The sequence below is a fragment of the Halomonas sp. genome (assembly GCF_029263665.1).
Taxonomy (GTDB): Bacteria; Pseudomonadota; Gammaproteobacteria; order Pseudomonadales; family Halomonadaceae; genus Halomonas.
Genome location: NZ_JAJUFQ010000013.1, coordinates 100,031 through 110,940 on the forward strand (window position 1 = coordinate 100,031; position 10,910 = coordinate 110,940).

The window sequence follows — 10,910 nt, forward strand, 5'->3', positions numbered from 1 at the left end:
CCATGAGTGAGTCCATGACGCCATGAAAGTCAGTGCCGATCGCGATATCAACAGCTACCGCCTTCATGATCAGGCCGTAGCAGATCCTCGGGAAAGCGGAGCGATCAAGCCCGCCGCTGGGGATGGAGAAACGATCTTCACCCGAGTGGTGGGCAATCACGCGGCAAAACGACAAGGGGATTCACTGAGCGCACGCTTGGCCCAGGCGACCTCTCCGACGTTGGATGACCCTGCACGCTACAGTGCTGAACGCACCATTGAGCTGCTTCAGTACGTGGCGGACCAGGTACTGCCAGTGATGAAAAGCGAACTGGCAGGTGGCGGTGACATCGCGGATCTGGCGATACAGCTGATCAATGAAGAAATCGGCATGCGCCTGGAGTGGGAAGTGCGACGTAGTGATGAACATGGTGATGAACATGGCGAGGCGCATAGTGAGGAGCAGCAAGTATGAACGACAGCGACGACCGTCAGGCCGCCGAATTGCTGCATCTGCTGGGCCATCTCTACGTGAAAGGCGGAGAACGCAAGCGTGGCCTGATTCTGCTGCTGCTCGCTGCACATATGTTGCCCACGCACTCCGGCATTCTGCACAGCCTGGCTCAGGCTTTCATTAGCACCGGCGATGCTCCGCGCGCGCTCGATGCCATAGGCCGTCTCGAATATCTGCAGGGCCCCACGCCAACTCAACGACTGCTACAGAGCCGCGCACTGTGGGTGGCTGGTCAGGCCGATGATGCTCGCCAGTGCTTCCGTGATTATCTGCAGCTCCGGGAGGATGCATGAACCGAGTACTGTCCAGGCTCAACAGCATTGCCCAGAGAGCAGCGCAACGCAGTGATGTGATCATCGCCATGTTCATCGTGCTGGCGGTCGTCATGATGATCATTCCCCTGCCCACCTCCCTGGTGGATGCCCTGATCGGCATCAATATTGGTTTCAGCCTGCTGATTCTGATCGTGGCGTTCTACATCTCCCACCCCGTCGAGTACTCCTCGCTACCGCCGATCATTCTGCTGGCCACACTGTTTCGCCTGGCCCTTTCGATCACCACGACACGCTTGATCCTGCTGGAAGGCAATGCCGGCCAGATCGTCTCCGCATTCGGCAACTTCGTCATCGCCGGCGAAGTGGTCATCGGTCTGGTGGTGTTCCTGATCATCACCGTGGCCCAGTTCCTGGTGATCACCAAAGGGGCTGAACGAGTTGCTGAAGTGGCAGCACGCTTCATCCTCGATGGCATGCCAGGCAAGCAGATGAGCATCGACAACGATGTACGCAATGGCCACATCGACCAGGAGCAGGCTCGTATCAAGCGCAACCGCCTCGAACGAGAAAGCCAACTTTATGGCTCGATGGATGGGGCAATGAAGTTCGTCAAGGGTGATGCCATCGCAGGCCTGGTGATTCTGTGCGTCAACCTGATCGGTGGTTTGCTGATCGGCATGCTCAAGCGCGACATGCCCTTTGGCGAGGCCGTCAACACTTACTCGCTACTGACGGTCGGCGATGGCCTCATCGCCCAGATTCCTGCCCTGTTGATTGCCGTGGCTGCCGGTACTGTCGTCACCCGAGTGAACTCCGATCAAGCCGGCGACCTGGGCAGCGAGATCGTGACGCAATTGGGCAGCAATTCCCGCGCCCTGGGGCTGACAGCTGCCATCATGTTCTTCGCCGCCTTCATTCCCGGCTTTGCCACCGGCGTGTTTCTGGTGCTGGCTGCCGGACTCGGCCTGGCCGCATGGTGGGTACGGCGGCGTTACCGTCGGGATCATCCAGAAGACAGCAGTGGCGAATCATCGGCTCCCTCCTCCTCCGTTGACAGCACTCAGCCCTCTGCTTCTGGCGCAGAAGCATTGGCCTCGGGTCAACAATTGCCAACCACCCAGCACCGGCTTGTCGTGTCGCTGGGATCGGCTCTGGCCGAGGAAATCCCCCTCGATTCCCTGCGTGGCGTAGTGGACGCCACACGCCAGCGTGTCGCCAGTGAACTCGGCATCGACATCCCTGCCGTTGGCGTACGCAGTGATGCTTTCCGTGAAGCTCAGGGCATGGCGATCGAACTCGATGAAGTTCCCGTACTGGAAGGGGAAGTTCCTGCCGGCCATGTACTGCTTGATGACGACCCCATGCACCTGGAACTGCTTGAAGTCGAATACCTCAGCCGTCCCTCGCTAACCAGCCGCGCCTCGAGCCATTGGGTGGATGCCCAGTCGCAGTCACTGCTCGACGAAGCAGGTATCGGCTACCAGCTACCGCAACAGGTGCTGTGCCAGTGCCTTGAGCGCGTCCTGACTCGCTATGCAGGCGAATTCGTCGGCATCCAGGAGACACGCTCTCTGCTGTCGCAGATGGAACAGGATTACTCCGAACTGGTCGGCGAAGCGGTCCGTGTCGTATCCCTGCAGAAAATGGCCGATGTGCTGCGACGCCTGGTGGAAGAAGGTGTTCCCTTGCGTGCACTGCGCACCATTCTTGAAGCCATGGTGACCTGGGGAGCGCAGGAGCAAAGTGTTGGGCGACTGGTCGAGCGGATTCGTGGTGCTTTGGCACGTCAGATCTGCCACCGCTATGCGCGCAATGACCGCGTCCTGCCCGCCTGGGTCATCACCCGTCAGTTGGAAGAAACGATTCGCTCGGCATTGCGCGACAACGACGGTACTCCCAGGACCAGCAACCTGCCGGTGCCACTGTCTCGCTCACTGAACAACTGGTTCCAGCACCGCTTGAGCGAGCTGGACGCAGATGTGTCCCCAGTGATCGTCGCTTCCAGCGACGTACGCCCGGTCCTGCAGCAATGGGTCAATCGCCACCACCTGGACCTTCCTGTGATGTCCTGGCAGGAGATCGCAGCAGAATTCAACCTCCAGGCGCTGGCCCAGGTCCGCCTGCCCACGGTATCGGCCCAGGGAAGCGCCTCTTCGACAGCGGCCTCCAGGGAGTAGCACAACGCCATCATGATGACTCACTCCGGAGCAGTGCGCTGATGGGGATAAAAAACCTTCAACAACAAGGCATTGGAAGACAAACACCAGGAGCAAATGTCAGCAGCACCAGGTTAAAAACAGCACTTTGAAAACAACATTTTCCAAAACAACGCTTTGAAAACAACACTTTGAAAACAATGTTTTTGAAAACAATACTTTGAAAACAATGCTTTAAAAGCAATGTCTTGCATGGAGCCAACCTGTGACGCAAGCAACGTCCATAATGCCCTTGATGGCACGTCGTCCCACCACGACGCCACCGCTAGTCCACCTGTTCTACTGCGCGATGACGCGAGTCATGACGCCGCTGATGCTGCTGCTGGCATTCATTGGCCATGCGCATGCCCAATCAGAGTCAGCACTGTCTCTGGAAACCGGGCAAGGCCGTATCCTGCGCTTTGGTCAGGATGTCGCTTCCGTGTTCGTTGCCAACCCGGAGGTTGCCGATGTTCAAGTCGTGTCACCCGGGGTGGTTTATGTGTTCGGCAAGCGCCATGGCGACACCAACCTGATTGCGCTCAGCAGTGACGAACAGACCCAGGCTTCCATGCGCCTGATGGTCAGCGATGGCGATCAAGGTGCCAATCGTGCCCTGCATTCCGCTGACAACAACAGCCAGATCCGCCTGAGCATGGCCGGTAATCAGCTGATCGCCGAAGGCCAGAGCCAGGATATCGAAGGTGCCATGGCCACCCAGTCCACGCTGGAAAGCCACACGCCAGAGAATGGCGGCATGCTGAACAACACCACCTACGACGGTGCGACCCAGATCAATCTGCGCGTTCGTTTTGCCGAGGTGGCGCGTGAAGAACTGCTGCAGTATGGGGTCAGCTGGAGCGCACTGATCAACAACGGTTCATTCTCCCTGGGCGTCTTCCCAGGCTCGATGGCCAACGCCTCTTTCGGCACCATCGGCAGTGGCATGGACAGTGTCGATGGTCTGCTCCAGGCCCTGCAGGAAAACAATCTGCTGCAGATCCTGGCCGAACCCAACATCACCGCCAAGACGGGCGAAACCGCCAGTTTCCTGGCCGGTGGCGAAATCCCCATTCCCGTACCGGCGGGTAACGAGCTGGTCGGCATCGAGTACAAGCAGTTCGGTGTCTCGTTGATGTTCACGCCGGTATTGCTGCCCAATGGCCGCATCTCGCTGGAAGTGCGCCCAGAGGTCAGCAGCCTGACCAATGAAGGTATCGAGATCGCAGGTACCAGCGTGCCAGGGCTTCAAGTGCGGCGTGCCGACACCATTGTTGAAGTAGGCAGTGGTCAGACCTTCGCCATTGCCGGCCTGTTCCAGCGCAACGCCTCCAACGATATCGAGCGCATTCCTGTGCTTGGCGATATGCCGATCCTCGGCAACTTGTTCCGCTCCCGGCGTTTCCAGCGTGACGAGACCGAACTGGTCATCCTCATCACGCCTTATGTCGTAACGCCGGTCGAAGGACGCTCGTACAGGACACCGCTGGATCAAGCACGCGTGAGCAATGGTGCTGTGCGTGTCAATGATATGGCGCCTCCCCTGCAGGTCAGGGATGACCCCTTCGGCTTCTATCTGCAGTAAGGAGTGGCAATGACGCATTCAAGTAAATCGTCAATGTGGATCAGGCTCTTGCCAAGGTGTGTGTTGCCAGGGCTTGTACTGCCCGTGCTGATGAGCGGCTGCTCCTCGTCAATGGGACCGATGTCCTGGGAGACAGGTTATCGCACGACCGAAGTCATCAATTCGGAGAACCCCGAGACCCAGCGCATGGCATTGATCCCCAACACCTGCGCCTTGCCGACCGGTACCAATGGCATCATGACCTTGCCTTCAGGCTGTGCCAACGACCTCAACCTGCAGTACATGGCGGAACGCCCCCAGGACCTGCTGGTGGGGCGGGAAATGGGGCCTGCACAGGCGGGGCCGGTGGCCACTGCCGCTCGCGAGCGTCTCACCGATCGTGAACAGAGCAGGATACGGCGAGATCGCGTTGGCGAAGAAGCACGCGGTTCGACCAGCTACGTCACCACAGGAGACATGTAGTCGATGAGCAGCGGATTCGGTTACTGGTTCATGGCAAGCCCGATGGCTCGCGCCTGCTCGCTGGGCGTGGAGATGTCACGGATCTGCTGGGCTCGCTCGATCAGCGACTGGCGGCGGGAAACCGGCATGTCAGGAATTCGGATGCTCTGCGCCTGGGCGTCCTCCCCCGCCATCACCAGAACCAGAATCAGGCTGCGGAAATGGCGCTCTTCTGCCAAGGGGGAAGCCGTGACATCACGCATCAGAGCGACAGCGTCGTTCCCCCGCCCTGCCAATGCCTGGGCCACGGCAAGGTTGGTCTGCAGGTCAGGATCATCCGGTGCCAGCTCCACGGCACGGGAAAAGTCAGTCACCGATGCATCGCCTTGTCCCAATAGCGCCTGGGCGGCTCCCAGTCGGCTCCAGGCCGCTGGGGTATCAATCTTGGGTGCCGCATGGCGCAGATTACGCTCTGCACTTTCGACCTTGCCCAGGCGCAACTGGGCACTACCCAGGCCAAACAAGGCGTCGGCATTGTTGATGTCCTGCTTCAGCGCAGCCCGATATGAATCCACTGCGCCCTGGAAGTCACCAGCGGCGAGTTTTGCATCACCGAGGCGCACATGAATATCGACACCATCCCCGCCCGGCACTTCGGCAGCGCGTTCGTACATGCTCGCAGCAGTGGCATAGTCACCGTGTGCAGCAATATCGTCCGCCAGCTTCAACAGGCGAGACTCTTCGGCACTCTGCGTGGAAGCACAAGCCGCCAGCAACGAACACAGCATAGGGATGGACAAGCGTACGCAGCAACGCATCAGGCACTCCTTGTCATGAAGACATGGCATGTTGTTTTTCGAAAACACCCAATAACCGCGGGTATTGAGTCATTCAATTGCAATCACGTCAACTAGATACTTATTAGGAACACTAGCGTTCCATTGGCAGGATCCCTGAACCACATGATGCCGAAACGAAAAAGATCACAGTGCTTTTTTCACCCTGAAAAAAAGGGAGTCTTGATAACGCAGATGCTGTTCGCGAGCCTGATCGCAGTGGCGATATCCACTACCACTCAGGCAGCTCCTCAGACACCTGAAGGTCAGGTGCAAGGAGAAAGCGGATGGATGACACGAGACTATCACTACATCATCGTCGAACAGGATGTACGTGACGTACTGAAGGAGTTCGGTAGAAACCTGGCGCTTCCTGTCGAGGTTTCCCGCAATGTCAGAGGCAAGGTCAAGGGAGAAATCAGGGCCACCACTGCGCGCGAGTTTCTGGAACAGGTCTGCGCCTCCAATGACCTGGCCTGGTATTTCGATGGTGGCGTATTGCACATCGCGACTCGCCAGGAACTGAGCCAGAGGACCTTCGATCTGGCCAGGGTCAATGGCGAGCAATTGATGGAAGATATTAACAATAGCGGCACAGGTGAGCCATTACGCGCTAGGCTGACAGAAGATGGCTCGACACTGCAGGCTTGGGGCATGGATGCCTGGCTGGAAAGTATCGCACGCAATATCGAAAGGCTGCGCAGCCCGGCGGCATCGGGCCGCGGTGAAGTAAGAGTGTTTCGCGGCAGTACTGCTCCCAGTCCTGCCGAATGACAGCAACGTGGAACTAAGCAACACCTTCAATCGCAGCGTCTTTAATCACATCACCAAAGGCAAAGGAGGTTGATATGGCAACACCAGAAGTTTCAAACGTGGCTGGTGCCGATCAGACATCGGCCCAGGATCAACAGCAAGCCTTCGAGCAGGCTGCCGAGAATGCCCGAGTCCAGCAGATCGTTGGCCAGGCCATCGGTTCTCTGGCTTCCACGCAGTTGATGGAATATGCCGGAGACATGCTCAAGGACGAAGGCTAGGGTTTGTCTGAAAAGTCGGCGAATGCAGGCACTTTTCTTACACAACCTTACGCCGCCAGGGATTCAAGCGATTGCATGGCAATCGCTTGAATCCCGGGTCACTTTTCAACAACTCAGGAGCGTTGATGATGATTCCCGCGACAGAGGCAGGTGCCACTCCATTGAGTGCTCCGAATGCGGCAGGTATGCAAAACCTGACCTCACAGAACCTGTTCGAGCATATTGCCGGCCAGCAGGGAACGACGCTGCAGGCGACGACACCGGCTGAACTGGGGTCCAACCTTATGAATGCCTTGGAAAACCCCATTGAACAGGCGCAGAGCTTTGCCAGCGCTCTGCGAGCAGAGCGAGCCGGACATGCGCCTTCCGGTGCCAGCGTGCCAGGCAGTGACGCAGAGGGACTTGGCGACATGCAGTTCGATCGCATGCTCAACTCATTGACCGCCATGTTCGACCACGCAACGTTGATGAAGCTGATGTCGTCCTGCGCGTCCCAGACTTCCGGCGCCTTCCGAACGCTGCTGCGAGGACAGTGACACTTGGCTTACATCTCGTCTATGCAAGCTGTTTCCATGCAAAACATGTCACCCCGGAAGGTAACGCTCCCGAGCGTCCTCAAGCTGCTGTTGGTGGTGGTCACGGCGCTGCTGCTGCAGGCCTGCGATACCGAGCTCTACACCGACCTCAACGAGCGTGAGGCCAATATCATGGTCGCCAGTCTGGCGCGCCATGGCATCCCGGCAAAACGTGTCGTTCAGGAGGGCGGCCTCATGAGCGTGACCGTCGATGAGGACAACTTCGCTGAAGCAGTCAGCATTCTCGATCGGCTGGGCCTTCCGCAGCAGAAGTTCTCCAATCTTGGCACAGTATTCGAAAGCAACAGCCTGGTGTCCTCACCGGTGCAGGAGCGCGCCCAGATGGTTTACGCGCTCAGTGAAGAACTGTCCCATACCGTATCCCAGATCGATGGCATCCTCTCGGCGCGTGTCCATGTCGTGCTGCCGGACAACGACCTGCTCGAACGCAACAGCACTCCCTCGTCGGCCTCGGTGTTCATACGCTACTCACCGACCCTCGATGTCAATCCGCTGATCCCAAAGATCAAGACATTGGTGGCCAACAGCATTTCCGGTCTCGAATACGACAGTGTCTCGGTCGTTCCGGTTGCGGCGGTGTCCCTGGATATCGCTGAAGGCGCGCCCACCATGACCTTGAGCTCTTTCCTGGGTATCGCCATGCCAGCCTCCAGTGTGGCGCGGGCCGGCTGGATCTTCGGTACTCTGCTGGTCCTGGTGCTGGGCCTGGCCACGGCCCTCGGCTGGATACTGTGGCATCAGCGGCGGCGCGGCCCTTATGAGCTGGAGACACCACCATGAGTTCGGCCGTACCGGACACCTGGCAGGACTTCATTGCATCACCGGCGCGTAGTGTTGCGCTGCGTTGGCTGAGCGCCATGCTGGGCGACGTGGCGGATGAAGCGACCCAGACAGCACTGGCACAGCACCCTCGCTTCAAGCAACGCTTGGTCGAGCGCCTGATTGCGCAACACAAGCTGACGCCTCCTGCCGCGTTACCGGTGCCGGCAGAGGAAGATATTGCTCTGTTCCGCCTATCCCCCGATGCGGGAAGCGATCTCGTGCGTCACTGCGGCATGATCTGCCATGCCCCGCTCTTCGTGCGCGAGATCCGCGCTCCGAGGGTGGTCGCGCTAAAGGAACGCTTCGGTGAAGCGCCATTTTTGGCCGCATTGGCCAATCGCGAGCTGGCCATCGTCGACACTGGTAATGCCCATGTTGATGACGATGCACTGGCTCACGCGGTACAGCGTGATGGCCTGGCATGTTTCGCCGTCTGGCTGTCGCGTCAGCCGACAGAGCTGGCCGACTGGCTGCGCCTAGGCATCGCAGATGATCGGCGCCTTTCTCAAGCTCAAGGGACATCTCGAGAGGCGTCTCCAGACGGCTTGGAGATCGCGCCATCGGTGCGTGAAAAAGGCATCGATATTGTGCGTCGTGCCGCCTCGGCCATGTTGAAACGCGGGGAGCTGACGCCATGAACGAGCTACCGACACGTCCAGGCAAGATCATCCTCAAGGCACGGGAAGCCCAGGCATGGGTCGATGGCTATGCCTTTATCGAGCAGGCCCGGCAACATGCCAGCGATGTCGAAAAGGAAGCGCGACAGACGACCGCAAAAGCCTACGCCGAAGGCTTTGCCGAAGGACGTCGCGATGGCGAAGCCCAGGCGGCAGAACTCTTGTCCCACACCACTCAAAGAGTCGAGGAATATCTTGCTGGGCTTGATCAGTCCATGGCCGAGCTGTGTCTGAAAATGGTACGCAGGATCTTGGGCGAATTCGACGATGCCGAGTTGATTGCCCGCTGCGTGCGCCAGGCGCTTGTCGAGTACCGTCACGATATGGCCGTGACGGTGCGGGTCGCCCCGGAGCGTGTCAACGAGGTCTCGGCCCAGTTGGCGGCAGATGAACGACAGGACAGCCCTTCCTGCCGGGTCGAAGGAGATGCTCAGTTGGGTCCAGGCCAGTGTCTGCTGGTCAGCCCCATTGCCGTCGTCGATGTGGGACTGGAGGCCCAACTGAACGCCCTGAGAGAGGCCCTGGCCCCCGGTTCTGCAAACGGGGCTGATAGAAATAGAAACAGCCATGAGAGCGGAACAGGCAGCATGGGGAGATCCGCATGAGCCCCAGCAAGCCGCTACCCGATATCGATTTCGATGCCCTGTTGCCACGTCTCGGTGAGCGTGCGGAACAGGCCGAACTACGCCCCGTACGTGGCCGGGTACGCAGAATTCTCGGCCAACTGGTACATGCCAGCGTCGAAGGTACCGGCATCGGTGAATTGTGCTATCTACGCGATCCTCTCAGTGGGCGGCGTGTTGCCGCTGAAGTCATCGGTTTCGAGGAAGAAGCCGCCGTGCTGTCCCCCATCGGCGACCTGCAGGGAATGTCGACGCGAGCCGAAGTCATCGCCACCGGTGCGCCGCAGAACGTTCCTGTCGGCAGAGCGCTTCTCGGACGTGTTGTCAGCCCTCTCGGAGAGTTTGTGGATGGCCTGCCGCCCCCTCCTCTCGGAACTCTGAGCGACTATCCGGTACATGGCGAGCCTCCATCACCGCTATCGCGTCAATTGATCCAGCACCCTCTGACACTGGGCATTCGCTCCATCGATGGCCTGCTCAGCGTGGCGCGAGGCCAGCGCCTGGGCATCTTCGGTGAGCCGGGTGTCGGCAAGTCCTCCCTACTCTCCGCCATCGTGCGTGGCAGTGAAGCGGATGTCATCGTGCTGGGGCTGGTCGGCGAACGTGGCCGTGAAGTGCGTGAACTTCTGGAAGTACAACTGGATGCCGAGGCACGCCGACGCACGGTATGCGTCGTTGCCACATCGGATCGCCCAGCCATCGAACGCGCCCGTTCGGCGATGGTGGCCACCAGCATTGCCGAATATTTCCGCGACCAGGGACGTGATGTGCTGTTGCTGGTCGACAGCATCACACGCTTCGCCCGAGCCCAGCGTGAAATTGGCCTGGCAGCGGGTGAGCCGCCAACACGTCGGGGGTTTCCCCCGTCACTGTTCGCCGCGCTGCCACGCCTGCTGGAACGTGCCGGGCCCGGCACCAAGGGCAGCATCACCGCACTTTATACCGTCCTCACCGAAGGTGACGGCACCCTTGACCCTGTGGCAGAGGAAACCCGAGCCATTCTCGATGGCCATATCGTACTGAGCGCCGACCTGGCACAACGCGATCACTTCCCCGCCATCGACGTACTAGCCAGTCGTAGTCGCCTGATGGAAACCGTGGCCAGCAGCGACCATCGCCATCGTGCCGGTCGCATACGCGACCTGATGGCACGCTACCAGGATGTCGAGCTGTTACTGCAGGTCGGGGAATACCACCGCGGACAGGATGCACGTACCGATGAGGCCGTGGACAAGCATGCCGCCATCGAGGCCTTCCTGCGCCAGACCAGTGGAGAAGTGAGCAGCCTGGACGACACTCTGCAACGCATGAACGAGATCCTGTCATGAAAGAG

Annotated in this window: 13 protein-coding genes; 12 read left to right on the forward strand and 1 reads right to left on the reverse strand. The window is 59.3% G+C overall.

Annotated elements, in window-relative coordinates; genetic code table 11:
* Positions 1–22: 22 nt before the first annotated feature.
* The 5 genes from Q1K07_RS13790 to Q1K07_RS13810 all read left to right on the forward strand — a co-directional run bounded on the left by Q1K07_RS13790 (position 23) and on the right by Q1K07_RS13810 (position 5,010).
* Positions 23–454 (forward strand): hypothetical protein, encoded by a 432-nt coding sequence (locus tag Q1K07_RS13790; protein WP_300311858.1) that lies wholly within the window; start codon positions 23–25, stop codon positions 452–454.
* On the forward strand, positions 451–786 hold the full coding sequence (locus tag Q1K07_RS13795) for a hypothetical protein (RefSeq protein ID WP_300311861.1): 336 nt from the start codon (positions 451–453) through the stop codon (positions 784–786). The genes Q1K07_RS13790 and Q1K07_RS13795 overlap by 4 nt, the downstream gene beginning before the upstream one ends.
* On the forward strand, positions 783–2,945 hold the full coding sequence (gene sctV / locus Q1K07_RS13800) for a type III secretion system export apparatus subunit SctV (RefSeq protein ID WP_300311864.1): 2,163 nt from the start codon (positions 783–785) through the stop codon (positions 2,943–2,945). The genes Q1K07_RS13795 and sctV overlap by 4 nt, the downstream gene beginning before the upstream one ends.
* A gap of 244 nt (positions 2,946–3,189) precedes the next feature.
* Positions 3,190–4,548, forward strand: a complete 1,359-nt coding sequence (locus Q1K07_RS13805; RefSeq protein WP_300311867.1) for a type II and III secretion system protein family protein — start codon at positions 3,190–3,192, stop codon at positions 4,546–4,548.
* 120 nt (positions 4,549–4,668) lie between these two features.
* Entirely contained in the window at positions 4,669–5,010 is a 342-nt protein-coding gene (locus Q1K07_RS13810; protein WP_300311870.1) for a hypothetical protein, read from the forward strand.
* A 20-nt stretch (positions 5,011–5,030) separates the two neighbouring features.
* On the opposite strand, the gene Q1K07_RS13815 is transcribed toward Q1K07_RS13810, so the two are convergent.
* Positions 5,031–5,807, reverse strand: a complete 777-nt coding sequence (locus tag Q1K07_RS13815) for a tetratricopeptide repeat protein (RefSeq protein WP_300311873.1) — start codon at positions 5,805–5,807, stop codon at positions 5,031–5,033.
* Positions 5,808–6,020: 213 nt separating this feature from the next.
* On the opposite strand from Q1K07_RS13815, the gene Q1K07_RS13820 reads away from it, so the two are divergent.
* The 7 genes from Q1K07_RS13820 (at position 6,021) to Q1K07_RS13850 (ending at position 10,905) form a co-directional block, all read left to right on the forward strand.
* Positions 6,021–6,599, forward strand: coding sequence for a hypothetical protein (locus tag Q1K07_RS13820; protein ID WP_300311875.1), 579 nt, complete (start codon positions 6,021–6,023; stop codon positions 6,597–6,599).
* A gap of 74 nt (positions 6,600–6,673) precedes the next feature.
* Entirely contained in the window at positions 6,674–6,859 is a 186-nt protein-coding gene (locus Q1K07_RS13825; protein WP_149285697.1) for a hypothetical protein, read from the forward strand.
* 125 nt (positions 6,860–6,984) lie between these two features.
* A complete protein-coding gene (locus Q1K07_RS13830; RefSeq protein ID WP_300311879.1) occupies positions 6,985–7,395 on the forward strand; it encodes a hypothetical protein in 411 nt (136 codons plus the stop codon).
* 45 nt (positions 7,396–7,440) lie between these two features.
* Positions 7,441–8,235, forward strand: coding sequence for a type III secretion system inner membrane ring lipoprotein SctJ (sctJ, locus tag Q1K07_RS13835; RefSeq protein WP_300311882.1), 795 nt, complete (start codon positions 7,441–7,443; stop codon positions 8,233–8,235).
* Positions 8,232–8,915 (forward strand): hypothetical protein, encoded by a 684-nt coding sequence (locus Q1K07_RS13840; protein WP_300311885.1) that lies wholly within the window; start codon positions 8,232–8,234, stop codon positions 8,913–8,915. The genes sctJ and Q1K07_RS13840 overlap by 4 nt, the downstream gene beginning before the upstream one ends.
* Positions 8,912–9,559 carry a type III secretion system stator protein SctL gene (gene sctL, locus Q1K07_RS13845; RefSeq protein ID WP_300311888.1) on the forward strand — a complete coding sequence of 216 codons (648 nt, stop codon included), beginning with the start codon at positions 8,912–8,914 and terminating at the stop codon, positions 9,557–9,559. The genes Q1K07_RS13840 and sctL overlap by 4 nt, the downstream gene beginning before the upstream one ends.
* Entirely contained in the window at positions 9,556–10,905 is a 1,350-nt protein-coding gene (locus Q1K07_RS13850; RefSeq protein WP_300311890.1) for a FliI/YscN family ATPase, read from the forward strand. The genes sctL and Q1K07_RS13850 overlap by 4 nt, the downstream gene beginning before the upstream one ends.
* Positions 10,906–10,910: the final 5 nt, after the last annotated feature.

Coding starts and splice junctions, on each gene's coding strand:
- Q1K07_RS13790 (WP_300311858.1), top strand. CDS start 23: ATGAAAGTCAGTGCCGATCGCGATATCAACAGCTACCGCCTTCATGAT.
- sctJ (WP_300311882.1), top strand. CDS start 7,441: ATGTCACCCCGGAAGGTAACGCTCCCGAGCGTCCTCAAGCTGCTGTTG.
- Q1K07_RS13830 (WP_300311879.1), top strand. CDS start 6,985: ATGATGATTCCCGCGACAGAGGCAGGTGCCACTCCATTGAGTGCTCCG.
- Q1K07_RS13810 (WP_300311870.1), top strand. CDS start 4,669: ATGTCCTGGGAGACAGGTTATCGCACGACCGAAGTCATCAATTCGGAG.
- sctL (WP_300311888.1), top strand. CDS start 8,912: ATGAACGAGCTACCGACACGTCCAGGCAAGATCATCCTCAAGGCACGG.
- Q1K07_RS13820 (WP_300311875.1), top strand. CDS start 6,021: ATGCTGTTCGCGAGCCTGATCGCAGTGGCGATATCCACTACCACTCAG.
- Q1K07_RS13815 (WP_300311873.1), bottom strand. CDS start 5,807: ATGCGTTGCTGCGTACGCTTGTCCATCCCTATGCTGTGTTCGTTGCTG.
- Q1K07_RS13795 (WP_300311861.1), top strand. CDS start 451: ATGAACGACAGCGACGACCGTCAGGCCGCCGAATTGCTGCATCTGCTG.
- Q1K07_RS13850 (WP_300311890.1), top strand. CDS start 9,556: ATGAGCCCCAGCAAGCCGCTACCCGATATCGATTTCGATGCCCTGTTG.
- Q1K07_RS13840 (WP_300311885.1), top strand. CDS start 8,232: ATGAGTTCGGCCGTACCGGACACCTGGCAGGACTTCATTGCATCACCG.
- sctV (WP_300311864.1), top strand. CDS start 783: ATGAACCGAGTACTGTCCAGGCTCAACAGCATTGCCCAGAGAGCAGCG.
- Q1K07_RS13825 (WP_149285697.1), top strand. CDS start 6,674: ATGGCAACACCAGAAGTTTCAAACGTGGCTGGTGCCGATCAGACATCG.